The organism is Vibrio sp. 03_296 (assembly GCF_002265885.1).
Map to the genome: position 1 here is coordinate 33,495 of NZ_NPKW01000055.1, position 25,947 is coordinate 59,441.

At 47.8% G+C, this 25,947-nt stretch carries 21 protein-coding genes and 1 tRNA gene; 12 read left to right on the forward strand and 10 right to left on the reverse strand.

The annotated features are described in order from the left end of the window. Together glnE and CIK04_RS05830 are read right to left on the reverse strand one after the other, a co-directional pair. Window positions 1-2,853 (reverse strand): bifunctional [glutamate--ammonia ligase]-adenylyl-L-tyrosine phosphorylase/[glutamate--ammonia-ligase] adenylyltransferase, encoded by a 2,853-nt coding sequence (glnE, locus tag CIK04_RS05825; RefSeq protein WP_072609643.1) that lies wholly within the window; start codon window positions 2,851-2,853, stop codon window positions 1-3. A 105-nt stretch (window positions 2,854-2,958) separates the two neighbouring features. Then, complete coding sequence (locus CIK04_RS05830) at window positions 2,959-4,215, reverse strand: methyl-accepting chemotaxis protein (RefSeq protein WP_011078698.1); 1,257 nt, start codon at window positions 4,213-4,215, stop codon at window positions 2,959-2,961. Window positions 4,216-4,331: 116 nt separating this feature from the next. Here CIK04_RS05830 and CIK04_RS05835 point away from each other — a divergent pair, with 116 nt between their 5' ends. Further along, window positions 4,332-5,084: a potassium channel family protein gene (locus tag CIK04_RS05835; protein WP_017421277.1), complete on the forward strand. Its 753-nt coding sequence runs from the start codon at window positions 4,332-4,334 to the stop codon at window positions 5,082-5,084. 33 nt (window positions 5,085-5,117) lie between these two features. Here the strand turns inward: CIK04_RS05835 and CIK04_RS05840 are convergent, their stop codons facing one another. Continuing rightward, a complete protein-coding gene (locus CIK04_RS05840; RefSeq protein WP_017421276.1) occupies window positions 5,118-6,635 on the reverse strand; it encodes an inorganic triphosphatase in 1,518 nt (505 codons plus the stop codon). A 205-nt stretch (window positions 6,636-6,840) separates the two neighbouring features. Here CIK04_RS05840 and CIK04_RS05845 point away from each other — a divergent pair, with 205 nt between their 5' ends. From CIK04_RS05845 to CIK04_RS05855, 3 genes are all read left to right on the forward strand, one after another. Further along, window positions 6,841-7,521: a TIGR00153 family protein gene (locus CIK04_RS05845; protein WP_026050476.1), complete on the forward strand. Its 681-nt coding sequence runs from the start codon at window positions 6,841-6,843 to the stop codon at window positions 7,519-7,521. 134 nt (window positions 7,522-7,655) lie between these two features. Beyond that, on the forward strand, window positions 7,656-8,915 hold the full coding sequence (locus tag CIK04_RS05850; RefSeq protein WP_017421275.1) for an inorganic phosphate transporter: 1,260 nt from the start codon (window positions 7,656-7,658) through the stop codon (window positions 8,913-8,915). A 183-nt stretch (window positions 8,916-9,098) separates the two neighbouring features. After that, window positions 9,099-9,710, forward strand: coding sequence for a TIGR04211 family SH3 domain-containing protein (locus CIK04_RS05855; RefSeq protein ID WP_011149480.1), 612 nt, complete (start codon window positions 9,099-9,101; stop codon window positions 9,708-9,710). A gap of 73 nt (window positions 9,711-9,783) precedes the next feature. Here the strand turns inward: CIK04_RS05855 and CIK04_RS05860 are convergent, their stop codons facing one another. Next, on the reverse strand, window positions 9,784-11,940 hold the full coding sequence (locus CIK04_RS05860) for an AAA family ATPase (protein ID WP_097352413.1): 2,157 nt from the start codon (window positions 11,938-11,940) through the stop codon (window positions 9,784-9,786). Window positions 11,941-12,038: 98 nt separating this feature from the next. Here CIK04_RS05860 and CIK04_RS05865 point away from each other — a divergent pair, with 98 nt between their 5' ends. Further along, window positions 12,039-13,262: a multifunctional CCA addition/repair protein gene (locus CIK04_RS05865; protein WP_026050475.1), complete on the forward strand. Its 1,224-nt coding sequence runs from the start codon at window positions 12,039-12,041 to the stop codon at window positions 13,260-13,262. Window positions 13,263-13,325: 63 nt separating this feature from the next. Here CIK04_RS05865 and CIK04_RS05870 read toward each other — a convergent pair whose 3' ends face one another. The 3 genes from CIK04_RS05870 to folB are packed head-to-tail and all read right to left on the reverse strand — an operon-like array spanning window position 13,326 to window position 14,983. Next, entirely contained in the window at window positions 13,326-14,129 is an 804-nt protein-coding gene (locus tag CIK04_RS05870) for an undecaprenyl-diphosphate phosphatase (RefSeq protein ID WP_097352412.1), read from the reverse strand. A 15-nt stretch (window positions 14,130-14,144) separates the two neighbouring features. Beyond that, window positions 14,145-14,627: a 2-amino-4-hydroxy-6-hydroxymethyldihydropteridine diphosphokinase gene (gene folK, locus CIK04_RS05875; protein ID WP_072609645.1), complete on the reverse strand. Its 483-nt coding sequence runs from the start codon at window positions 14,625-14,627 to the stop codon at window positions 14,145-14,147. Next, the gene (gene folB / locus CIK04_RS05880) at window positions 14,624-14,983 is read right to left on the reverse strand and encodes a bifunctional dihydroneopterin aldolase/7,8-dihydroneopterin epimerase (RefSeq protein ID WP_097352411.1); all 360 of its coding nucleotides are present in this window, start codon (window positions 14,981-14,983) and stop codon (window positions 14,624-14,626) included. The genes folK and folB overlap by 4 nt, the downstream gene beginning before the upstream one ends. A gap of 123 nt (window positions 14,984-15,106) precedes the next feature. Here folB and plsY point away from each other — a divergent pair, with 123 nt between their 5' ends. Continuing rightward, complete coding sequence (gene plsY, locus CIK04_RS05885; protein ID WP_017421270.1) at window positions 15,107-15,718, forward strand: glycerol-3-phosphate 1-O-acyltransferase PlsY; 612 nt, start codon at window positions 15,107-15,109, stop codon at window positions 15,716-15,718. An 89-nt stretch (window positions 15,719-15,807) separates the two neighbouring features. On the opposite strand, the gene CIK04_RS05890 is transcribed toward plsY, so the two are convergent. Then, the gene (locus tag CIK04_RS05890; protein WP_097352410.1) at window positions 15,808-16,626 is read right to left on the reverse strand and encodes an alpha/beta fold hydrolase; all 819 of its coding nucleotides are present in this window, start codon (window positions 16,624-16,626) and stop codon (window positions 15,808-15,810) included. 120 nt (window positions 16,627-16,746) lie between these two features. Next, window positions 16,747-17,766, reverse strand: a complete 1,020-nt coding sequence (tsaD, locus tag CIK04_RS05895; RefSeq protein WP_011078711.1) for a tRNA (adenosine(37)-N6)-threonylcarbamoyltransferase complex transferase subunit TsaD — start codon at window positions 17,764-17,766, stop codon at window positions 16,747-16,749. A 228-nt stretch (window positions 17,767-17,994) separates the two neighbouring features. Between tsaD and rpsU the strand changes: the two genes are divergently transcribed. The 5 genes from rpsU (at window position 17,995) to CIK04_RS05920 (ending at window position 22,728) form a co-directional block, all read left to right on the forward strand. Then, on the forward strand, window positions 17,995-18,210 hold the full coding sequence (gene rpsU / locus CIK04_RS05900; RefSeq protein ID WP_001145625.1) for a 30S ribosomal protein S21: 216 nt from the start codon (window positions 17,995-17,997) through the stop codon (window positions 18,208-18,210). Window positions 18,211-18,238: 28 nt separating this feature from the next. Next, complete coding sequence (locus CIK04_RS05905) at window positions 18,239-18,682, forward strand: GatB/YqeY domain-containing protein (RefSeq protein ID WP_017421268.1); 444 nt, start codon at window positions 18,239-18,241, stop codon at window positions 18,680-18,682. Between the two features lie 86 nt (window positions 18,683-18,768). Next, window positions 18,769-20,532 (forward strand): DNA primase, encoded by a 1,764-nt coding sequence (gene dnaG / locus CIK04_RS05910; RefSeq protein ID WP_026050474.1) that lies wholly within the window; start codon window positions 18,769-18,771, stop codon window positions 20,530-20,532. Window positions 20,533-20,631: 99 nt separating this feature from the next. Continuing rightward, a complete protein-coding gene (gene rpoD, locus CIK04_RS05915; protein WP_097352409.1) occupies window positions 20,632-22,506 on the forward strand; it encodes an RNA polymerase sigma factor RpoD in 1,875 nt (624 codons plus the stop codon). A 146-nt stretch (window positions 22,507-22,652) separates the two neighbouring features. Next, window positions 22,653-22,728 (forward strand) — tRNA-Ile (locus CIK04_RS05920). 114 nt (window positions 22,729-22,842) lie between these two features. On the opposite strand, the gene CIK04_RS05925 is transcribed toward CIK04_RS05920, so the two are convergent. Next, on the reverse strand, window positions 22,843-23,559 hold the full coding sequence (locus tag CIK04_RS05925) for an SIMPL domain-containing protein (protein WP_017421263.1): 717 nt from the start codon (window positions 23,557-23,559) through the stop codon (window positions 22,843-22,845). A 400-nt stretch (window positions 23,560-23,959) separates the two neighbouring features. On the opposite strand from CIK04_RS05925, the gene CIK04_RS05930 reads away from it, so the two are divergent. Beyond that, complete coding sequence (locus CIK04_RS05930; protein ID WP_097352408.1) at window positions 23,960-25,717, forward strand: lysophospholipid acyltransferase family protein; 1,758 nt, start codon at window positions 23,960-23,962, stop codon at window positions 25,715-25,717. The last annotated feature ends 230 nt before the right edge of the window (window positions 25,718-25,947 follow it).

Here is a 25,947-nt window from a genome sequence, read left to right on the forward strand (position 1 = left end):
CTAAATAGTTGAGGATTCAAGCCACTCTTGCCAAGCTTTGCTGACCCCTTGGCGCAACGCAACAAACTTATCGAGAGCAACATCGGCTTCTAAGTTGAGCAAATTGCGTCGGTGAATTTCATCACGCATCGTCGTGTATGCTTGAGTGAGCAACATCGCCTGCGCTTCTTCCATAACCCCTTGAGCAATCAAGGTTTCAAAGATGCGCACGTTATCGCACCAACGTGTCAACTTCGGCTTTTCAGCACTGTAGTTCAACACCAGGTATTGAGCCAAAAACTCGATATCGGTGATCCCGCCTTGATCTTGCTTCAACATAAAGCGATCGGATTTTTTCCCGCCAAGATGATCACGCATTTTCGCACGCATATCGGCGACCTCTTTTTGCAGCTTGGCTTGATCACGCGGTTTGGCCAGCACTTGGTGGCGCACTCGATGGAACTCACTGGCAAGGTGTTCATCACCATAAATCATACGAGCGCGCACTAATGCTTGGTGCTCCCACGTCCAGGCATCATTATGCTGATATTCTTCAAAGGCATCGACAGGGCAAACCAGCAACCCAGAAGCGCCGGAAGGGCGTAAGCGCGTATCGACTTCATACAAAATGCCCGACGCCGTTCGCGTTGAGAAAATATGGATGATGCGCTGCGCTAAGCGCAGGTAAAACTGACGCCCGTCGATCTCTTTCTTACCATCGGTATAAACGCTTACCGGGCAATCATGCAAGAAAACAACATCTAGATCCGAATTGTAGCCTAACTCCCAACCGCCCACTTTACCGTAGCCGACCACCGCAAAGCCTTTGCCCTCACGGTCTTTAAGGTGCGTTGGTTCGCCATATTTCTCCGCAACCTGTTGCCAAGCTTGATGTACCACCGCTTCAACAATCGCTTCTGCCAAGTAGGTTAAGTGATCACTCACTTTCATGACGGGCAAGACACCCGCGATGTCTGCCGCAGCAATGCGTAAGCTACAAATCTGTTTGAACTGACGCAGCGCATCCATCTGCTGTTCAACATCGTCCTCTGGGATTCGGGCCAGAAAATCTCGCAATTCGGTGCGATAAGCATCAAGTGCAATCGGGTTGTACAACTGCTGTGGGTCGATCAGTTCATCCAACAAAATGGGGTAACGTGCGAGCTGCTCAGAAATCATCGGGCTGGCCGTGCACAGACGCACCAACTGCGTTAATGCCGCAGGGTGCTCATCGAGCAGCTCAAGGTAAGTGGTACGAGTGGCGATGTTGTGCAGCAAATGCAAAACGCGTGGTAAGCCAAATTGTGCATCGGCATCGGCAAAGATGGCTGAAAAAAGTTTTGGCATCAGTCGATTGAGCACTTCTCGCCCGCGAGGCCCTAAGGTTTTCTTGGCCAGATCCGCCTTGAATTGAATGATTTGCTCTGACGTCGTGGCGCAATTTTGGCAAGCCAAGTCATTTTGTAGAATCTGCTCAATGACCTCTGGGTTATGGGACATATCCCACAACTCATTAAAGTGACGTTCCACCGGGCTCACTTCATCCTCTTCATCACCGATCAGATTAACAAACACGGCGTGTACTTTTGCCATGTGTTGCTGCACATCATTTTGCAGCGCTTGCCACTGTGAATAGCCCATCGCCACCGCTAAAGCGAGCTGTTCTAATTCGTTATCAGGCAAGGTTTGCGTCTGTTTGTCTGCCATCGCTTGTAATAGGTTTTCTAAGCGTCGTAAATACTTGTAAGCCTCAACCAAATGACACACTTGCGCCTCTTCCAGCAATTGCAGTTGCTTAATTGCCTCTAGCGTCACCAATAGGCCTCGCTGGCGCAAAGCCGGTTCACGCCCACCACGAATCAGTTGGAACACTTGGGCGATAAACTCAATTTCACGAATGCCCCCCGCGCCCAGTTTGATGTTGTTGCTTAAGCCGCGACGACGTACTTCACTGCTGATCATTGATTTCATCCGACGCAGCGATTGAATGGCACTGAAGTCGATATAGCGACGGAAAACAAACGGTCTGAGCATCTGACGCAGCTCTTGGTATTCAGGGTACATTTCGCGCCCCATCACCCGCGCTTTGATCATCGCGTAGCGTTCCCAATCTCGCCCCTGCTCTTGGTAGTAATCTTCCAAAGCCGCATAACTCATCACTAACGGGCCACTTTCGCCAAACGGGCGTAAGCGCATGTCGACTCGATAACAGAAACCATCGAAGGTCTGCTGATCCAGCGCTTTAATGAGGCGTTGCCCCAAACGAGTGAAAAACTGTGCGTTGGCGATGCTACGACGTGCGCCTTGTGTTTCGCCATTTTCAGGGTAAGTAAAAATCAAATCGATGTCGGAGGAAAAGTTAAGTTCGCCGCCTCCCAGTTTCCCCATCCCAATGATCAGCATCGGTTGCGCTTCGCCTTGCGCATTGGTCGGGGTTCCCCACTCTTGGCAGCACAACTGATATTGCCACTGGTATGTCTCAAAGATCATCGCCTCGGCCAACTCCGAAAGATGACTTAGGGATGCCTCAAGACTCCAAGCCTGAGTAAAATCTTTCCAAGCGATGTAGACCATTTCTCGGTTACGAAATTGACGCAATACTCGGTGGCCCGCCACTTCATCGTGACACGCTTGTAACTGCTCAGCCAAACGAGTTCGATAGGCTTCTTGTCGGCTTTCTTGCGCCAACATTTCTGGAAGACTCTCGGCCAATTGAGCATCGCGCAGAACCGTTTCCACCACAAACTTGCTCAGTCCTGAAATAAACTGAAATTGTGTGATAAGCGCTTGCGGCCAGTGTTCAAGATAACCAGACTGCTGAGCATTTTGCATTGCCAGTTCAGCGACAGGGATCAAAGGGGATGGCAGCGACATTTTTCTTCCTTGTTCTTGTTGAGCGGTTGTTCTTATTTATATCAGACTTACTGCAATAAAAAACGCCCACATGAGTAATGTGGGCGTTTCATTGTGACTAAAAGCTTAGACTTTGAAAGATTTGATTTTCTTATCCAACTCTTCCGCGTTGCCTTGCATCATTTCCGAGGTTTCCAGCAGCTCACTGACCACCACGACCGATGCTTCCACTAACTCACGCACATTGGAAAGGTTTTGGTCCATTTCCGCGGCAACACTGCTCTGCTGGCCGGCTGCCGTCGCGATTTGCAAGTTCATGTCATTGATGCTGGTTACCTGACCAACAATGCCATCCAGTTCCGTTCCGGCGTTGGACACCAACTCAACGCCTTCTGCCGCTTGCACCACACTCTTCTCCATGAGGTCAACGGCACTGCTGGCACTGGTTTGCAGCTGAGTGATCATGTCTTGAATCTCTACCGTTGCCGTTTGAGTGCGCTGAGCCAAGTTGCGAACTTCATCGGCAACAACAGCAAAGCCACGACCCGCTTCACCAGCACGTGCGGCTTCAATCGCCGCGTTCAGTGCCAACAAGTTGGTTTGTTCTGAAATGCCTTGAATGGTGCCAACCACACTACCAATGGCACCAACTCGCTCTTCCACTTGGTTCACGGCTTGAGCTGAAGAAGCAATGTCTGACGACAATTGACTCATTTTCGACACAGTGCCTTGCAAGAATTGCTGGCCCTTTTTCGCTTGTTGCGAGGCTTGCTCGGTCAAACTCGACGCATTGTTGGCGTGATCGGCCACGGTTTGTACCGTAGAGGTCATTTCGCTCATCGCCGTCGCCAGTTGATCAATTTCATTAAACTCTTCTTGTGCCGACTCTTTGGTTTCCGACATGCTCAGCGTCATCACTTCCGTCAACCCCGCCAGTTCATCTGAGGCGTTGATCTGCATTTTGATCATATCGTGCAATTGCTGACGGGTTTTCTCCAGCTCACGCGCCACATCGCCATATTCATCTTTACAAGCCATGCCAAACGGAACCGAAAGGTTTCTTTGCGCCATCAATTTGATCGCATCATTTAAATAGCGAGTTTGACGCAGCATCACGCTGGCAGCCGCCATCAAGAGAACCACAAACACAACAATCAATAAGCCAGTTTGCCAAGCCACTTGAACCATGTATTCATCGTAATGTTGTTGCGCGAGTTGCTCATTTTGCGTTGCCGCCAACAAAGCTTGATAGAAGGTGCTTGCATCCCAAAGCTGTTTACCAACAATCAAAACGGTACTGAACACCATCAACAAAATCATTTTGGGAACGAGGCGAATGTCAGAGATCACCCTTTCCCAGGGCTTAAAAGCCAGCTTTTCCATTGTTGTTTCTCCACCAGTTCTTTTATAGTCGTATCAAGAAGATGTTGCCTTTGGGCACTTTGCTTAAATACTTTGCGCGTTAAAAACGCCACCTTGCTATTTATTTCGAGCCCCGTATGAAAAGTAATGATATCAAAGAGAACACCAAACCGATGAGTCTGTTATCACTAATCTTGTCTTTTATGGCGCTATTTGTGATCTCTGGCTTACTGTTTTTTCCTTTGGATGCAGAGACCCGACAAGTTCTTATCGGTCTCGATTTCATAATCTGTAGTATTTTTCTTCTTCAGCTCAGTGTAGATTTGATCCGCGCCGCAGATAAGCGTCAATACCTCAAAACTCATTGGATCGATATTCTTGCCAGTTTACCCATGATTGAGCCGCTGAGATTTGCCCGCTTGTTCCATATCTTGCGCGTGATCCTCGTATTGCGTTCTTCTCGCTTTATTCTCAATCAGCTCAAAGAAAATCGAAAAGAGACCACCATTGCGACGATTTTACTTTTGCTCGTGGTCTTGGTGACTATCGGCTCTGGCATGATGCTGTTTATTGAAGGGAAAAATCCGGCGTCGAATATTCAAACCGGAACGGACGCCCTTTGGTGGGCGTTTGTGACGATTTCGACCGTTGGTTACGGTGATCATTATCCAGTAACAGATGGAGGGAAATTGCTGGCGGTGGTGATCATCATGAGCGGCGTTGGCTTATTTGGTATGATTTCCGGTTTGATCACCTCGATACTGACCACACCGAGCAAACAGCAAACCAATCGAGCCATCAACAAGGAAAAGATGCTAGAAACCCTCCTCGAGCAACAGCATGAAATTTTAGAGCGGCTGAAACGGCTTGAAGAACAGCAAAAAAAATAGGGCGTATCGCCCTATTCTTATCTCGATTCATCATTAATGACGCCAGTATGGCTCTGCTTCCACACCAATGGCGCGAGTTTGATCCATTGCATGCAACATCGAGCGCTCCTGACGAATCAACCAGCGTTCCAGTTGCTCTTTCTCTTCGCCTTCGAGTTTATCTACCAGCGGGATCAAATGGCGCAGCATTAAGAGATCATCAATACCATGGATCAAATCGGCCCAAGGCATACGGAAGCTATTACGCTCTTCTGCATCATACAAGCTGGCAAAGCCCACACCAGTATAGAGGTTACGCATCAAACGATAGCGTTGATCGATGTACTCTTGTGCCGACATGCTTCTTTCTGCCGGAAACGCTTCCATCAACTCAGCCCAAGTGCGATCAAGTTGCTTAACAGAAAAATCACGGATCGCGCTGGCCATCTTTTCTCTTGCTTTGTCATCAAGGAATGGCTGCCAACCTCGCGTTAAAATCCAACGGCTCAAATCGAGCAGTAATCCGGTATAACGCGCACTGGTGAGTAAGGTCAGCACCTCTTCTCGATCGGGCAACTCTTCAAATTGCTGGGTTAACTCCGCCACTAAGAACTTGCGTGCATCCAATTTACGCAGCACATTGCCTTTGTCATCGAGAAGTTCCGTTAAATGTGCATGTTCAGACAACCACGCTAGCTCTTCTTCTAGCCATTTAAGCTCTTGACGCAGAATCGCACTGGCGCGTCGTGGCACGACACCGCCATAAATGGTCAAGGTTTGGCGAATAAAGCTGATGGCGTGGCTGATTTCATGTAACGCTTCCACCGATTCGCGTTCCACATAAATTTGCTCGTGATAGTGCCAATGGGAAAGGGCATGCTCGAGTGAGTTGATCAAACAATATTCCACATTGTCCATCTTGCCCGTGTCCACTAGGCTCAATGGTTTCACTTCGTCGCCTTGGTAACCTAAAGCCAAGCGATAACCTTTCGCCGCTTTACTTAAATTGCCTAAACGCATACCGCCAGACTCACACAAATGACGAGCAAGGGTAAATAAGGCTTCGGTTTGGCCTGATTTCAGTTCTAACTCCACCTCACAGATGGGATCTTGCTTATCCTCTGCGCTCACCATTCCTTGGTCAAACGCCACTTCGACTTGGCTACCATCGGGCATACCAATCAGCCATTGTTCGCGGGTAAAGTTCGTAGAGAACAGCGCCATCAATTCCGATTGCAAAGTGTCAATATCTTTTCCTTGTGGCCAAATATCACCAGGATGTAAATGAAGATTTGGTGTATTGCAGGTATGTTCTGCGTTGTATTCAGGGCGTTGATGTAAGCCTGCAACAACGCGTCCTGCCGTCTTGACAGTTTGCACGAAAACATCATCAAAGCGGCGTATCCGTAAGCCTGTATCGTGTTGGCGAAGCCAGTTGTCTGGCGTATCAAAATAGGTGTTTCCTAAATCGCGACAACTGTGCTGAAGTACTTTGGTTTCGGCGATTTTTTCGCGCAAAGTTTCTGAAAATTCAGGAGAAACAAAAAACTTCAGTTCTATCTCGGTTTCCATAGTTATACCTTCTCAAGCAGACTGGGACAGGATATTGCCTAAATTCTCGAGGGGCAAGAAAGAAATATCGCACTAATGATGATCTAAAACAGTTTTAATGATGGATTTAATGCGTTAACATGCGCGCCTTTATAGCCATCGCTCAACATTTCACCACGAAATGGTGTATGTTCTTTTAAGGTTATATTTATTAGGTTGAATGACCATGCCAATGAATACAATTATGGGGTTATTTGCAAAGTCCCCTATCAAGCCTTTGCAGCGTCACGTAGTTTGTGTCAACGAATGTTGCGGACACCTAATCAATTTCTTTGAAGTTTGTTCAGAGGGTGATTGGGAAAAAGCAGCAGAAATCCGTGCTCAAATCTCACATCTAGAGAAAGAAGCGGATGTTCTAAAACGTGAAATTCGTCTGAAACTTCCTCGCGGTTTGTTCCTGCCAGTCGATCGTACTGACATGCTTGAGCTACTGACTCAGCAAGACAAACTCGCCAACTTAGCAAAGGACATTGCAGGCCGTGTTTACGGTCGTAAGCTGATGATTCCTGAAGCACTCCAACCCAATTTCATTGCTTATGTTCAACGTTGTCTTGATGCGGCTAACCAAGCGCAAAACGTGATCAATGAGCTAGATGAGCTTCTTGAAACTGGATTCAAAGGGCGTGAAGTCACGCTGGTTGCAGAAATGATTAATCAATTGGATGTCATTGAAGATGACACTGATGCGATGCAAATCGGCCTGCGTCAGCAACTGATGACCATTGAGTCTGAGATGAACCCTATCGATGTCATGTTCTTGTACAAGATTCTTGAATGGGTAGGCGGCATTGCAGACCAGGCACAGCGTGTAGGCGCGCGTCTGGAATTGATGCTATCTCGATCTTAATTTTTTAAGTCAACGAAACATAACGAAGAGCATTATCGACCCATCCTGTTTTGGCCAATAACAGTTTTCTGGCTAAGGCAGGATAACGTCTGTTTGATATTGCTCCGCTTGTTATAAATCAACTAGGTATTACGATGGATATCCTTGCGAACTACGGCACTGTCCTGATTATTGTTGCAGCAGCTTTTGGTTTTATGATGGCAATTGGTATTGGCGCGAACGACGTTGCTAATGCGATGGGCACATCGGTAGGCTCAAAAGCACTAACCGTAAAACAAGCGATCATCATTGCGATGATCTTCGAATTTGCGGGTGCATATCTTGCAGGCGGTGAAGTAACCGACACTATCCGTAAAGGTGTTATCGAAACATCTCTCTTTGCTCACCAACCAGATGTTCTTGTCTTCGGTATGATGTCTGCGCTCCTCGCCGCGGGTACATGGCTACTGTTGGCTTCTTACATGGGTTGGCCAGTATCGACCACGCACTCTATTATCGGTGCGATCATCGGTTTCGCCTGCGTTTCAGTCGGTACTGAAGCGGTAGACTGGAGCAGCGTACAAGGCATCGTTGGAAGCTGGATCATTACACCACTGATCTCTGGTTTCTTCGCTTACGTCATTTTCGTCAGCGCACAACGCCTGATTTTCGATACAGAAAAACCATTGATGAACGCCAAGCGTTTCGTACCTGTGTACATGTTTATTACCACCATGGTGATTGCACTGGTTACCATCAAGAAAGGGCTAAAACACGTTGGTCTGCACCTGAGCAGCACTGAAGCGTGGTTCTGGTCTGCAGGTGTTTCTGGCCTTGTTATGCTAGGCGGCTACCTCTACATCCAGAAGAAATTCGCTAACCGCGAAGACGATCATGGTTTCGCTGGCGTAGAAAGCATCTTCAGCGTTCTTATGGTCATCACCGCTTGTGCAATGGCATTTGCACACGGCTCAAACGACGTAGCAAACGCGATCGGTCCACTGTCTGCCGTTGTATCAACCATTGAGCACATGGGCGAAGTAACCGCGAAAAGCACTATCGCTTGGTGGATTCTTCCTCTTGGTGGTTTTGGTATTGTTGTGGGTCTTGCGACCATGGGCCACAAAGTAATGGCAACGGTGGGTACAGGTATCACTGAACTGACTCCAAGCCGTGGTTTTGCTGCTCAGCTTGCCACTGCCTCAACCGTTGTACTGGCTTCTGGTACTGGTTTACCAATTTCGACCACACAAACACTTGTGGGTGCGGTATTGGGTGTTGGTTTTGCACGCGGTATCGCAGCACTCAACCTAGGCGTGGTTCGTAACATCGTTGCTTCTTGGGTTGTCACCCTGCCAGCGGGTGCACTGCTTGCCGTAGTGTTCTACTACGCAATGCAAGCGATCTTCGGTTAATTTTCTCGTCATGAGAATGTAAGGCGCGCCGCGATTGTGTAAGCGCCTTGTCATATTTGACTCAAACGCACATTAAGGGAGGCTTTGCCTCCCTTCTTTGTTGCATGCGTCAGGGAAAGTTTTTACTATTCGTTAATCCGAATTTTTATCGCCGACTCTGATTAAATCGTTAAGGGATTTATTGTGAAAAAACTCATCGTCACGGTGTTACTGACTCTTCTTGCAGTGCCATCCGTTTTCGCCCAAGACCGCTACATCGCAGATGAACTGTTTACCTACATGCACTCAGGCCCAAATAACACGTTTCGTATTATTGGTAGCGTTGATGCGGGTAGCAAAGTAAAACTCCTTCAAACCAACAGCGAAACTGGCTATAGCGAAGTGGTCGATGAGCGAGGCCGCAAGGGCTGGGTTCAAGCAAAATTCATCACACGCCAAGAAAGTATGGCAGTGCGCCTTCCTCGTCTTGAGAAAGAGCTGAAAGAAGTAAAATCTCAATTGGCGAATGCGCGCCAAAATGCCGATACCGAAAAGGCAGGCTTGGTCGACTCCCTTGACACTCGCAACCAACAAATTTCAGATCTAGAGAAGAAATACAGCGAAATCAGTGATCAACTTGCTTCTGTACAAACGGAAAATCGCCAACTGCGTGCAAAACTCGACACACAAAAAGACGACCTACTGTTGAAATACTTCATGTACGGTGGTGGTGTGGCTGGCATTGGTCTTCTGTTCGGCTTAATTCTGCCTTACATGATCCCACGCCGTAAGAAGTCCAACTCAGGCTGGGCATAAACATCAAATCGGGCCGCATTCGCGGCCCGATTTCTCTCTGACTCTTAGGCTAATGGCCCTTTTCACTCTCTCTTTAGCCTTTCCATTCATAGAGCGCTGGAATTTCGATCTGCTCTCCTTTGAACTCAACAATCACCGACTGCGCTGAAATCTCTACCAGTTGAATCTGGTTATCGATCCACTCACCTTGATGGAACTCCGCACCATTAATCTTCAACCAGCGACGTTTCGGATCGCTCGAATACATGTGTGTCTGCAAATTGAGTGGAGGCAAGCGCCCATGCCATTTTTCCGCGCTCAAATCGAGCCTTGAAACCGTTGACCTCACTTGCGGTGAATTATCGGCTTGCGTCTCCACCAGCAAGGCATTTTCGACTTTTTGCGCCAGCTCTGGCGATAAGCCTGACAGGTCGAGGTTTTCAAACAGTCGCTCGTCCTCTGTTTTCTTTTCTTCACTCGACATTGATGGGCTCGCAACCAAAGTGGGGCTTGTTTGATCGGCCACGTTGATAACGTCGCCAGTTTCCGCCAACGGATATGTTCTGAGAAGGGGCGCGAGCGAGGGATACTCAGGATAGCGCATCACCTGCTCTTCGCCTTGTTTCTCAGCCTGAGTGAGCGCTCGCCACGGCTCGGACAATGAGACCATGTGCTGCAAACGCGCCAAAGTACGCTGGCCGGCGATGCCATCCTCGGTCATTGCTTGCCAACGTTGAAACCATTCCACTCGCTGCATCAGCTCAGCATTAAACTGCGTCGTCTTTAACGGTTCATCGTTGAGTGCTTTGGCAAGCAATTGGTCCAAAACTTCAATGGCCTCGCCGTGCATACCCAGGCGCAATGTCTCTCTCAGAGGCATTGGCCATAGTTCGGTAACTTCGCCCCGCCATAACGACATCAATTGTGAAACCGTGAGGGTGAGGCGTTGCTCGCCTGTAAGCAGAACGACGCGCTCTGGGTCGACTTCCAGCAAGACAACGTAAGCCCGTTGCCCTTCATGCTGCAGTGTCAGCAACAAAGGGTGTCGCGTTTGCTGCAACTCTTGCCAATTAAGCTGCCGAACTTGGCACTGGAAAATCGACGTGGATGGCTGTTCACACAAGGTATCGATGCGCGTTGCTCTATATCCCCATAATTTGTAAAGCTCTTCTAATCCTTGCGCTCGAGTGGTCATCCGCGCAACAGCTGACTCGCCGAGCCATTGTTCATCATTCACCAAGATTGCTGGCACGGAAGCCGGTACAGGCAACTCGGTTGCAGGCCTATCTAGCTCGACCTGAGGCGCAGTGGAAGCGACATTGTCAGTTGTGACCAAAGGCCAATAAGCGGCCATGGCCAATACTCCGGCAACGCAAACGGCCAGTACAGAGACTTTCCCCCAAGGGAAAGACAAACGGTTTGAGGTTTGCTGATAGATCTCTGCCTGAAATGCCATCACATTTTGGCAAGCACGCTCGACCGTCGCTTTCGTGATTTTTTTGTCGCCTTGGTGATAGCTCAATTGCAACGCTTTATCGCAAATCAAGTTAATCAGGCGGGGAATACCGTGACTATACTGAGCAATCACTTTGGCGCTGGCATGATCAAACAGGGTACGACTTCCCCCTGCGGTATGAATACGAAACGCAATGTAGTCTGCGGTTTCTTGAGGATTCAACGGCAATAGGTGATAACGGCCTGTAATGCGCTGAGCAAGTTGCCGCAATTGTGTGGTTTGCAGTAACTGTTGCAATTCAGGCTGCCCCACCAACAACACTTTTAACAGCTTACGTGTTTCCGTTTCTAAGTTAGTGAGGAGGCGCAATTGCTCTAACACATCCGCCGCCAAATGTTGTGCTTCATCAATCACCAATAAGGTTTGGATGTTTTGCTGATGATTTTCCAACAAAAACTGGTAAATGCGTTGGTTGAGCTGTTTAAGGGAAGAATTAGCTGCGTAGCTCAAGCCAAACTCATCACAAATGGCTTCAAGCAGTTCGACACTGGAAAAAGTTGGGTTGAGCAGTAAAGCGGCACACGTTTGAGCATCAAGATTGGCCAACATTGATTTTGCGACTGTGGTTTTCCCCGTCCCCACTTCTCCAGTCAGCATGGCAAAACCACCACCATCGCCGAGGCCAGCCTGTAAATGTGTGATGGCTTCACGATGGCGCTGACTTAAATAGAGATAGCGGGAATTGGGCACTATCGAGAAAGGCAGCTCAGAGAAACCAAAAAAATCCTTATACATACACAGACCAAATGCAAATACGTCAATTGAATAGAGAGCAAAGTACCATTGCTTGCTACAATGTCCAGTCAGATACGCAAATATTCGAGGTCACACGCGTGGAAGTTTACTTAGTGGGTGGAGCGGTAAGAGACAAGCTATTGGACATTCCCGTCTACGATCAAGATTGGGTTGTCGTCGGTGCAACCGCGGAACAAATGCTCAATGCTGGGTACTCTCCTGTCGGGAAAGAGTTTCCGGTTTTCTTACACCCCAAAACCAAACAAGAGTACGCGCTGGCTCGTACTGAGCGAAAAACAGGCCAAGGCTACAAAGGCTTTGAGTGCTTTTTCTCCCCAGATGTGACTTTAGAAGAAGATCTCCTCAGACGCGATCTAACCATCAACGCCATTGCCATGGATAGCCAGGGCGCGCTTTATGACCCGTATGGGGGACAACAAGATCTGCAGGATCGTATTTTGCGCCATGTGTCAGAGGCCTTTGTCGAAGATCCTCTGCGCGTGTTACGAGTGGCTCGCTTTGCGGCCAAACTGGCACCACTCGGGTTTCGCGTGGCCGATGAAACCATGCAGTTGATGCAATCCATTGTCGCTTCTGGCGAGCTATCTGCACTGACCGCCGAACGCGTTTGGCAAGAATGGCACAAATCGCTACTCACGCCCGCGCCACAGCAGTTTCTTGCTATCTTGCGTCAGTGTGGTGCTCTGGCCGTGGTACTTCCCGAAATCGATGCTTTGTTTGGTGTCCCTCAGCCTGAAAAATGGCACCCGGAGATCGACACGGGCATACACACCTTGTTGGTAGCAGAACAAGCGGCGAAGCTAAGCTCATCAGCAGTGGTGCGCTTTGCGGCCCAAGTGCACGACTTAGGCAAAGGCGTGACCCCACCAAGTGAATGGCCAAGTCACAAAATGCATTGCCATACCGGCCTTAAGTTGATTAAACAGTTATGCGAACGCGTGCGCGTACCGAATGAGTTTCGCGATCTCGCTTTAATGGTGTGTGAGCAGCACTCCAACATCCATCGCGCAGCCGAGCTCAAGCCGCAGACCATAGTCAAAATTTTCAACAAACTGGATGTGTGGCGCAAAGCGGAGCGATTAAACGATATCCTCCTTTGTTGCCAAGCCGATCATGCTGGTCGCCAAGGCCTGCAAGATCATCCTTACCCTCAAGCAGAACGGATCCAGTTAGCGTATCAAGCCGCGCTCTCTGTCGAGGTGCAATCGGTCATTCAGGATGGGTTTAAAGGGCCTGCTATTCGTGATGAACAGGAAAGAAGACGCATTGAAGCAGTGAAAGCAGCGCTGCTGAACGCTTAAAAAACATAACGCCCACGGTTTCCTGTGGGCGCTATAATGATTATGCGATCGAGTCGATCGAGATTAAGCCATTAATAGGTAAGCAAATAAGCCGACACCTAAGATCAATCGGTAGATCACAAATGGCGTCATGCCCATACGTGAAATCATCTTCAAGAAAAGGTGAATACACAGATAGGCGCTAATAAAGGAAGTGACTATACCGGTTAGCAAAAAGCCGGCATGAACGGGCTCACCACTGGTCACTAACTTCAAGCCAAGATAAGAACCCGCTAGCGTAATGATGGGAATCGACATCAAGAAAGAAAAGCGCGCTGCCGCTTCACGAGTAAAGCCCAAGTAAAGCGCCGCAGTAATGGTCGCCCCAGAACGAGAAGTGCCGGGAATCATCGCCAATGCTTGCGCAATACCAATAAACAGAGCTTTCTTCCAACCCGCTTGGTATTCATCATCCAGCAAAGAGGCATTCTTATCGACCCACCAAAGCAACAGACCAAAAATAATGGTCGTCGTGGCAATCACATAGGCACTGCGCAGATAAACTTCGATGACATCTTTCATCACCAAGCCAAAGATACACGCTGGGATCGTCGCAATCACAATCATCCACGCCAACTTGGCTTCTTTACTTCGTTCGCCTTTAAAAATCGACGCGAACAAAGCAGCGAAGAGCGTGATCACTTCTTTACGGAAATAGATCACCACAGCGGCTAAGGTACCAACATGCACCGCCACATCAAAAGCTAAACCTTGATCTTCCCAACCCAGAATGGCGGAAGGCAGGATCAAATGCGCCGAACTGGAAATCGGCAAAAACTCTGTCAGGCCTTGAATCAAAGCCAACACAAACGCTTCAAAATAACTCATGGTTTACTCAGTTTTTTATAATGAAAAATCAACCGCTCTTAATGTGTCGAGATCGCGTGCAGTTTGCCAAATCTCTTCCACGGTACGGCCATCTCCTGGAATCACCAGATCCGGCTGCAAATCATAAAGCGGTTGTATGACAAAGGGATATTTAAAAATATCACTGCGAGGCAGTTCAGGCTTTTGGCTCGAAATGCATTCACCGAACAGCACAATATCAAGATCAAGTGTTCGATCCTGATACTTCGCTGCATTTTCTTCTCGGCCCCATCGCAGTTCGATTTGGCGAAGCTGAGAAGCCAATTCCTCTAACGTCATGGACGTATTGAGACGAATGACAAAATTGAAAAAGGCATGGCTGTCAAAACCAACAGCGGCACATTCATATATCGGTGAGGCTTGTAATGCTTCGCCAAGCAAAGTGAGCTCTTGCCAAGCAGCTCGTGCATGCTTTTCTCGCTCAATATTACTGCCTACGCCGATATAGACGGTGTTCATGCTTGACCTCGCTCAATCACCACCCCCACAGCGCGAGCTTGTGGAACGGCTCCCGGCTTAGCCAAACGAATACGAATCCAAGGCACAGAGAATTGAGTCATGATGAGCTCTGCCACTTCTTCCGCTACACGTTCCACCAGTAAGAAACGGCCGCTTTCAATGTGATTCAATACCGCCTCGCTCACTTGCGCATAATCCAACGCATCGGCCACATCATCACTTTTGCCTGCAGGACGATTGTCGTGCGCCATTTCGATATCCAACATCAATTTTTGCTTAATTTGCTGTTCCCAGTCGTAGACACCAATGGTGGTAATCACTTCCAACTGTTCAATAAACACTTTATCCAGCGCCATAATTTGTCCTTATAGAGGTCGGATACCCGAATGGGGTAAATTCATCGTATTATTTTTGCAATCGCGCTATGATAGCAACTACGCGAAAAATGAGCATTACTTTCCAATCATTTAGGGACTCACATGGACGCAATGGCAGTGACAATGACCATCATCGCCTACCTGCTGGGATCAATTTCCAGTGCGGTGCTGATTTGTCGTGTGCTGAGATTGCCCGATCCCCGAGGTGTGGGTTCAAACAACCCTGGTGCCACCAACGTGTTGCGCATCGGTGGTAAAGGTGCCGCCGCGGCGGTACTGCTGTGCGATATGCTCAAAGGGACAATTCCGGTTTGGAGTGGTTACTACCTTGGTATTGAACCCGTACTGCTTGGCGTGATAGCCATTGCAGCCTGCCTTGGTCATATGTACCCACTGTTCTTTCATTTCCAAGGGGGTAAAGGGGTGGCAACAGCGCTGGGAGCCATAGCCCCTATCGGTTTGGATTTGACAGGGATGATCATGGTGACATGGCTGTTGGTCGCGATACTCTTCCGCTACTCTTCATTGGCCGCGTTGGTTACCGTTTTACTCGCCCCGATGTACACTTGGATGATCAAGCCCCAGTACACCTTGCCCGTAGGCATGCTCTGCTGTTTGATTGTGTTAAGACATCACCAAAATATCCGCCGCTTGTTTACTGGTGAAGAACCCAAAATCGGTGAGAAAAAACTGCAAATGCCTAAGTCACAATAAGCAAAATAAGAGACGACAAGCGAAATACGAGACGACGATAAACGTCAAAGAAATAGAAAATGGCCTCTCATGAGGCCATTTCCGTTCGCTTACTGGGCGTAAACTGCCGCGAGAAACGCCTCAAGCATTTGGTTAACGAACTCAACCTGCTCTAGGTTACTAATGTGACCAGCGTTAGGAATTTCCACCAATTGACTGCCGGTGATCACATCGTGCATCAAGTAAGATTCAAACACTGGGCGAGGTTTGTCCTGTTGACCAACGGCGATCAAGGTTGGCAAAGCAAATTTTTCCGCATCCTCAATCACATCGCGACGACCAAACACCATACGCCCAACTCTTGCCACTTCCACCGCACGTTCACCGGAAAGTGACACTAAGCGTTGTTCGAAATCCGAAACCAATTGCGGGTTTTGCTCTTTCGCATCGTTGGCAAAAAACAGCGGCACAACTGCTTCCACAATCGGTGCTGGCACCATTTGGGTTTGCGCAATAGCATCCAACATGGCGAAGTATTTCTGATGTGTCACTTCCGGCTCTAGGCCAATGAAGGTGTCCATCATGACTAAAGAAGTCACGCGTGCTGGTGCTTGTGAAACCAGTTCCGCTCCCCACATCCCACCGACGGATAAACCGACAATAGAAAACGTCTCAATGTGTAGATGATCCATCAACGCGAGCAGGTGTTGAGCGTAATCCACCAATGAATTGCAGTGAGTTGGTGCGGACTCAGATTCCCCATGTGCCCACAAATCCGGCACAATACAACGATAAGACTGACTTAAAAATTCAATTTGTGGCGCCCACATCTGGCTATCCCACAAATAGCTATGACCAAATAACAAGACCGGACCTTGACCCACATCTTGATAAGCCATGCTTTTGCCATCTATGACGAATGTTTTCATTATTTTTCCTAAAATCAGCAGAACCTAACATAGGCAATACAAGATGCCATTCAGTTCCATGTGAATAAAAAGCAGCAAAGTAAAAAAACGGCCGCCTAAGCGACCGTGATTATACTGAGTTTATTTCATCACTGGTGTCAATTGATCAATTGGCCAGCGAGGTCGGGCCTCTACCGCAAGATCTGACACTTCATTGTTCTTCAAACGTTGCATACCCGCATACGCGATCATTGCACCATTATCAGTACAAAACTCGGTACGTGGATAATAGACATCCCCACCCACTTTGTGCGCCAGTTTTTCTAGTTCAGCACGAAGACGACGGTTGGCACTCACCCCACCCGCAATCACAATACGTTTCATACCCGTTTGTTCTAGTGCGCGCTTACATTTGATCGCCAGTGTAGCGCACACAGCCTCTTCAAAAGCGTACGCAATATCGGCACGTGTTTGTTCATCATCACCATTCGCCGCGATGGTATTGGCAGTAAAGGTTTTCAAGCCAGAGAAACTCATGTCCAAACCGGGCACATTGGTCATCGGGCGCGGGAACTTAAAGCGACCCGGCGTCCCTTTTTCGGCCAACTTAGACAGTAATGGCCCACCTGGATAATCTAGGCCCATGAGCTTCGCCGTCTTATCGAATGCTTCACCCGCCGCATCATCAATGGATTCGCCTAGGATTTTGTATTCACCAATGCCTTTCACTTCCACCATCATCGAGTGACCACCCGAGACCAATACCGCCACAAATGGAAACGGAGGTGGGTTGTCTTCAAGCATAGGTGCGAGCAAGTGACCTTCCATATGATGAACCGGAACAGCTGGCACTCCCCAAGCGTAAGCGAGGCTTCGACCAATCGTTGCCCCCACCAATAGTGCCCCAACCAAACCCGGCCCAGCCGTGTAAGCAACACCATCAATATCTTTTGCTGTTAAATTGGCTTCTTTCAACGCCTCTTTAATAAGAGGAATGGTTTTCTTCACGTGGTCACGAGAAGCGAGCTCAGGCACGACACCGCCGTAATCGGCATGCAGTTTAATTTGGCTATATAATTTATGGGCCAGTAGGCCTTTTTCATCGTCATAAATGGCGATTCCTGTTTCATCACAGGAGGTTTCAATGCCGAGAATGCGCATAGTTTTCTCTGTATGCTCAGTGCTAATAGAAAATTTGCCGACATATTACCTCGCGCAGCCCAGACAAACAAATTTTGTACAGACAATAATCGACAAAAGGCTTTACAAAGGCGCAGGGATCGGATTAAAATTCCGCACCATTTTTGATCAAGCTGGTTAGAGACCAATCGCTAGTGATTTGTCTATTTATTGCCAGCGTTAACGAATAACCCCTGAGGTGAAAGGCATATGCCAGTAGTTAAAGTACGTGAAAACGAACCGTTCGACGTTGCTCTACGTCGTTTCAAGCGCTCTTGCGAAAAAGCAGGTATCCTTTCTGAAGTGCGTCGTCGTGAGCACTACGAAAAACCAACTACAGTTCGCAAACGCGCTAAAGCAGCAGCTCAAAAGCGTCACGCTAAGAAGCTAGCTCGCGAAAACGCTCGTCGCGTTCGCCTGTATTAATAACTGAGCTCCGGAAAGGAATTTAGTTATGGCTCTTATTGAACAACTCAAAGAAGAGCAAAAACTAGCGATGAAAGCCAAGGACAAACAGCGCCTTGGCACTATTCGTTTAGCCTTGTCAGCTATTAAGCAACGTGAAGTCGATGAACAGATCACTCTGGGCGATGACGACATTCTTGCTGTGCTGACAAAAATGGTTAAACAACGTCGCGACTCTGTTACGCAATTTGAAGCAGCAGGTCGTCAAGACTTAGCTGATGCGGAAAAAGCAGAAATTACGGTGCTTGAAGAATTCATGCCACAACCGCTGAATGAAGACGAAGTAGCCGCGCTGATTGACAGTGCGATTGCAGAATCTGGCGCAGCAGGCATGCAAGACATGGGTAAAGTAATGGCTGTATTGAAACCGCAAATTCAAGGCCGTGCAGATATGGGTAAAGTAAGTGGTTTAGTTCGCGCTAAACTGGCTTAATTCCCGCACCTGTTTGCAGCAAGCCGTGCTATCCTCTGGAACGCACGGCTTGTTTGTATCTACCCTTCTCTTTTTTATTAGGTTTTATGGCAGGACACATCCCACGCAGTTTTATTGATGACCTCCTTGCTCGACTTGATATCGTCGACATCATCGACGCACGGGTGAAACTTAAGAAAAAAGGCAAGAACTACGGAGCCTGCTGCCCGTTCCACAACGAAAAAACGCCTTCTTTCAGCGTTAGCCAAGAAAAACAGTTCTACCATTGCTTCGGTTGCGGTGCACACGGCAATGCCATCGATTTTATGATGGAATTTGAGCGATTGGAGTTTGTGGAAGCCATTGAGGAGCTTGCCTCTTATCTTGGTCTCGACGTTCCACGCGAACAACGCTCAACCAACACTAAGTTTAGCCAAGCACCTCAAGCCAGCAGCAGCCAAAAGCGCAGCCTCTACGATTTAATGGCCAGCATTAGCCAGTTCTATCGCAATCAACTGAAGCTTTCTTCAGGCAAAATCGCCATCGATTATCTAAAAAATCGCGGCCTATCAGGCGAGATCGTACAGAAATTTGGCATTGGTTATATTGCTGATGAATGGGATTTGGTGCGTAAAAACTTTGGTCAGCATCCTGAAGCACAAGAGATGCTAGTCTCAGGTGGTATGTTGATCGAGAACGAAAAGGGGAATCGCTACGATCGCTTCCGTGGCCGTGTGATGTTCCCCATTCGCGATCGCCGTGGGCGTGTTATCGGATTTGGTGGGCGAGTGCTTGGGGATGGCACCCCAAAATATCTCAACTCACCAGAGACCCCAATCTTCCACAAAGGCAAAGAACTTTACGGCTTGTACGAAGTCCTACAGGCATATCGAGAGCCACCTCAAATTTTAGTGGTCGAAGGCTATATGGACGTTGTCGCTCTAGCCCAATATGGCGTAGATTATTCCGTCGCTTCACTAGGAACGTCCACCACGGGCGATCATCTGCAAGTGCTGTTTCGTCAAACCAGCACCGTCGTCTGTTGTTACGATGGTGACCGAGCAGGAAGAGAAGCGGCTTGGCGTGCCATGGAAAACGCATTGCCTTACTTAAATGATGGCCGACAATTGAAGTTCATGTTTTTACCTGATGGCGAAGATCCCGATTCGTATATTCGTCAATTTGGTAAAGCACAGTTTGAGCAACAAGTAACCAATGCCATGCCCTTGTCAGAGTTCATGTTCAGCTCGCTTGCTCAACAAGTAGACATGAGCAGCAAAGAAGGTATGGCGAAGCTCACAACCTTAGCGGTTCCTTTGATCGATAAAGTGCCAGGCGGTACTTTACGTCTATACTTGAGGGAATTACTTGGCCGCCGTTTAGGCTTGGTGGACGAACGACAACTGCAACAACTGATCGATCGCCAAGGCCAAACCGACAAAAAGCCACAGCCCCACCGTGAGCTAAAAAGAACACCCATGCGTGAAGTGGTCGCCCTATTAATTCAGCGTCCAAGCTTCTCGCAGCTGGTGCCGGATTTAACCCCGGTCAAACATTTAACCATACCCGGCTTGAGTTTATTGATAGAAGTGCTTGAAAGATGCCAAGCACGCCCCAATATAACCACAGGCCAATTGCTAGAAAGCTGGCGTGGCAGCCAGAATGAACAGCTTCTGTCTCGTTTAGCAGGTTGGGAAATCCCCCTCGACGATGACAATGAAGAAGACATATTTTTAGACTCGCTGGACAAGATTCTTGCTCAGTGTGTTGAAAAGCAAATTGAGAACCTGCAGGCAAAAGATAGAAGCATCGGCTTATCAGCCGATGAAAGAAGGGAGCTTATGGCACTCATGCTAGATTTAAAAGCGTAACCCTGTTTAATTAGTCAGCAACAATTTTATTTGCTATAGTTAGTGGTTTGCATTTCGCATACTAATTCCTTCACCAGATTACGAAGTTGGATACCGTCTATGGATCATAATCCGCAGTCACAGCTAAAACTACTTGTCATCCGTGGCAAAGAGCAAGGCTATCTGACCTACGCCGAAGTAAATGACCACCTACCTGCTGAAATCGTAGATTCAGAACAGGTGGAAGATATCATTCAGATGATTAACGACATGGGCATCAAAGTAGTAGAAACTGCTCCTGATGCTGATGACCTAGCGCTGAGTGATGAATCAAACATTACCGACGAAGATGCTGCCGAAGCAGCCGCTGCTGCGCTTTCAAGCGTAGAGAGCGAAATTGGTCGCACTACAGACCCAGTGCGCATGTACATGCGTGAAATGGGAACCGTTGAACTTCTAACTCGTGAAGGCGAAATCGACATCGCTAAACGAATTGAAGATGGTATCAACCAAGTACAGTCCTCTGTTGCTGAATACCCAGGAACCATTCCTTATATTCTTGAACAGTTCGACAAAGTACAAGCGGAAGAACTTCGCCTCACTGACCTTATCAGTGGTTTTGTTGATCCAAATGCAGATGAAACGGCTGCTCCAACCGCAACACACATCGGTTCAGAGCTTGCAGAATCTGATTTGGAAGATGAAGACAACACCGACATCGACGATGAAGACGAAGATGAAGACGAAGATGGTGATTCAAGCAGCGATTCAGAGGACGATGTCGGCATCGACCCTGAAATGGCGCTAGAGAAGTTCACTCAACTTCGTAACAGCTACCAGAATCTGCAACTTGCCGTGAATGAACATGGTCGAGAGAGTGCTCAAACAGCTCAAGCCCATGAACTGATGCTCGATGTGTTTAAAGAGTTTCGTCTAACGCCGAAGCAGTTTGACCATTTGGTTAACGAACTTCGCACCGCCATGGATCGCGTTCGTACGCAAGAACGTTTGATCATGAAATCTGCGGTAGAAATCGCCAAGATGCCAAAGAAATCTTTCATTGCTCTCTTCACTGGCAACGAGTCAAGCGAAGAATGGTTAGATAAGATCCTAGTCTCTGATAAGCCGTACGCAGAAAAGATTAAACTTCACGAAGAAGACATTCGTCGTTCAATCGCCAAGCTAAGAGCAATTGAAGAAGAAACGTCGCTTTCAGTAAACAACATCAAAGACATCAGCCGTCGTATGTCTATCGGTGAAGCAAAAGCTCGCCGTGCGAAGAAAGAGATGGTTGAGGCGAACTTGCGTCTTGTTATCTCTATCGCGAAGAAGTACACAAACCGTGGTCTACAGTTCTTGGATCTAATCCAAGAAGGTAACATCGGTCTGATGAAAGCGGTTGATAAATTTGAATACCGTCGTGGTTACAAGTTCTCGACCTACGCAACGTGGTGGATTCGTCAAGCAATCACGCGTTCAATCGCAGACCAAGCACGTACGATTCGTATTCCGGTACACATGATCGAAACGATCAACAAGCTAAATCGTATCTCTCGTCAAATGCTACAAGAGATGGGTCGAGAGCCGTTACCGGAAGAACTGGCAGAGCGTATGCAAATGCCAGAAGATAAGATCCGTAAAGTACTGAAAATTGCTAAAGAGCCAATCTCGATGGAGACACCTATCGGTGACGATGAAGATTCGCATCTAGGTGATTTCATCGAAGATACCACGCTAGAACTGCCTCTTGACTCTGCAACAGCGACCAGCCTAAAAGCAGCGACAAAAGATGTTCTTGCTGGCCTAACACCTCGTGAAGCAAAAGTACTGCGTATGCGTTTTGGTATCGACATGAACACCGACCACACTCTAGAAGAAGTGGGCAAACAGTTCGACGTAACGCGCGAGCGTATTCGTCAGATCGAAGCAAAAGCACTGCGTAAACTGCGTCATCCAAGCCGCTCAGAAACTCTGCGTAGCTTCCTTGACGAGTAACGCATACTCTTCTCAAGTAAAAAAGGTGAGCCATGGCTCACCTTTTTTGTCGTTTCCTTCGCTAAGTGAATAAAAACTAAGCGCAATTAGCCGTAGCTACGTCTAGACACCCCGCGCGAGTTCTCCTATAATCTTGGCTCTGATTTGGCCCCTTAGCTCAGTGGTTAGAGCAGTCGACTCATAATCGATTGGTCCCCAGTTCAAGTCTGGGAGGGGCCACCAAATTCCGATAAGGCCCGTAGACAAATCTACGGGCCTTTGTCTTTTCTGGTCCGGTCTATATCTGGTCCGCAATTACTTCCGGTAAGCTTTGGTTCATTAGACCACTTCCCTTAATCAATCAGAAAGATAGTATTGAACCGTCGAAACAACACGAATGCGTTTAATATGTGGCGTGTTGTGATCTCTATCCATGATAGAAAACTGCCCTTGTGAGGCTGTGCGGATTTTGCCAAGTGAACTATTGGAATCTTTGGCAAACTTCTCAGCCACCTCTCTCGCATTGTGTGTGGCCTCTTCTATCATTTCCGGCTTAATTTCATTTAAGCGAGTGAAGCTGTAGACAATCGGGTTGTCGTAAGAATCTTGGTTGAAAACAATCCCCTTCTTGCCCAGCTGTCCAATGAGACTGATGGCTTGACGTACCGAATCAACTTTATTGCTGTACACCGTGATGGTTTGAATGGCGAGATAGCGATAATCGGCGTTTGCTTCTCCTCCATATTGCTGAGCTTTCTTATCAATCACCGATGGTGCTGAAAACTGCACACTATCAGACAGTTCGCGCTCAGCTAAAAATGCAGTGATTAACTCTGCTTGAGCATCTACCTGCTCGAACAGTGCTTGAATATCATTGCTGGCAACCGTATAGCGAATCGGCCAAATGACCGTATCAGCAGGATACTCTCTCTCCGATAATCCCTTGACCGTCACAATGCGATCCAGTGCTTTGTATTGAATAGCCGTTTGCTGAACTAGATAACCCAATACGCCTAAACCGACGATCAGGGATGCACCTAAAATCAACGCGGCTTTAGTTGTCATTTCTCTCATAACCTAACCTTTAAAAATTACCAAAACTTTCGAATCATACAACTTAGCGTAGTCAGTTCTTCAGTACTGAGACATGGCACTAATTAGATAAAGAAACGGGAACCGAATTCGGTTCCCGCTTTCCAGAGCAGCATAACAAAGGTTTATTGACGTTTGCGTTATATTATTTTGTCCCGCAGTTTCAAATTAACACCCAAACTTACATTTTGATGCAAAATTAGTATATTTTGTGAGCGGTAGATAATTTATTTCCATCATTTTACTTGTTGTTGCACGCCCTTCTCGACTCATCCGTTAACCAAAGCGTCACAAAAGCATCATTAAAGACCAACCTTGCTGAAGCCAGACTGTCATCTCTCATGATTAGCATGGCGATCAGAAACCCAGATTCGAGGTCTTTATGGCAATCAACAGTCCTTTTCGTCTTCCACGCAAAACGCCTTTTGGCATTGGAGAGAATGTTGCTGAATGGATGACAGGGCTGAGCAAATTGGATAAGTTTTATGCTCAGCGCCCGCCGCAATGCGATACTCAAACCTTTCTACGCTTTACCCTTGAGGTTCTGGGTATTGACTATCAGATCGTCAAAGGCTCGCTTGATAACGTCCCACAGATTGGTCCAACGGTGGTGGTGGCTAATCATCCGTTAGGCTGTGTTGAAGGGGTGATTCTTGCTGAACTCTTGCTGATGATGCGGGAGGATGTTCAAATCCTTGCCAACCAATATCTCAAAACCGTTCCAGAGTTAGATACGCTCTTTATTGGTGTGGATGTGTTTGATTCCCAGCAGGCAGCAAAGTCCAACATGAAGGCGCTACGTGATGCAAACAAGCATCTCGCTCAAGGAGGGTTACTCTTAGTTTTTCCTGCTGGTGAGGTATCGCAACTTGTTGATAGAAAGCAAAAACGCTTAGAAGATAAAGAGTGGAGCCGTTCTGTCAGCGCTCTGATCCGAAGACATAAAGCGCATGCACTTCCTGTGTTTATCGACGGGAAGAACTCACAACGCTTTTATCTTGCCGGCAAGATTCACCCTCTCTTGCGCACGCTGATGTTAGGGCGTGAATTGCTCAATAAGAAGCAGCAAGCGATTCCGATTGCCATTGGTCAGCCAATCACATTCAAAGAAGTACAACATTTGACGGATGAACAGCTGGTCAGCTATTTGCGTTTAAACACGTATTTACTCAGCGCTGAACCACCGCTTCACCACCAAATGGATCACGACACCAATCCCCCTCTCGCCGCGATTGCAGAGCCATTAGAAAAGCAAAAGTGGTTATTGGATCTGGCGATGCTCCCAGAAGATGCTTTATTGCTTCGCCAAGGTAATTTTAGTGTCTATTGCACCACTGCCAAATACATTCCTTCGATTCTGCATGAGATCGGCAGGCAACGAGAGATCAACTTTCGCGCCGTTGGGGAAGGGACGGGTTATGCGATCGACATCGATCGTTTTGATCACCATTATCATCATCTGTTTGTCTGGGATGATGAAAACCAGCACCTGGTTGGGGCATATCGCCTCGGTTTAGTGGATAAACTGCTGGAAAAATCTGGATTGGATGGGCTCTATTCGCGCACATTATTCGACTATGATGCGCCCTTTCTTACCCAGTTAGGCCAGTCGATTGAGATGGGACGCTCTGTGATCACCTCCCCCTACCAGCGCAGCATGAATGCACTTTTGCTCCTGTGGAAGGGAATTGCGACCTTTGTCTCTCAACATCCGCAATACACGCATTTGTTTGGGCCGGTCAGCATCAGCAACGATTACAGCCCCACCGCAAGGCAACTGCTCGCTCAATCCATGACACTGCACCATTATGATGCTGCCAGCGCCGAGCTCGTCAAACCACTTAACCCCATTCCCGATCATCATCCCAAATGGAACACCAACATGCTAACGGCTCTTGGTGATTTGCAACTGCTGTCTCGAGTGATTTCTCGTATTGATGAAGGCAAAGGGGTGCCCGTTTTGCTAAGACAATACTTAGGGCTGAATGGCAAATTGGTGTGTTTTAATATCGACCCTGCATTTAACAATGCGTTGGATGGCATGATTGTGGTTGATCTGCGTGATGTGCCTGAAAAAACGCTAGGCAAATACATGACGCCAGCTAAAGCGCGGCACTACCTCTCACTTCATCAAGCATGAATTGATGGCTTTTGGTCACGTATGCATTGCCATGTCGTGACCTAAGCAGCAGTTTTACAATCAGAGTAATCCTCTTAAAGTACGAGCGCCAGGCGGCCAAACAACTGAACAGATCGGTCAAATCACCGATACTCCGTGCATACTTTGTTCAATATGACAGATATTCGTCTCATCACAGCCCATTAGACTGGTTTTTATTCTATTGACGAAAAAATCATCTAATTTGAATC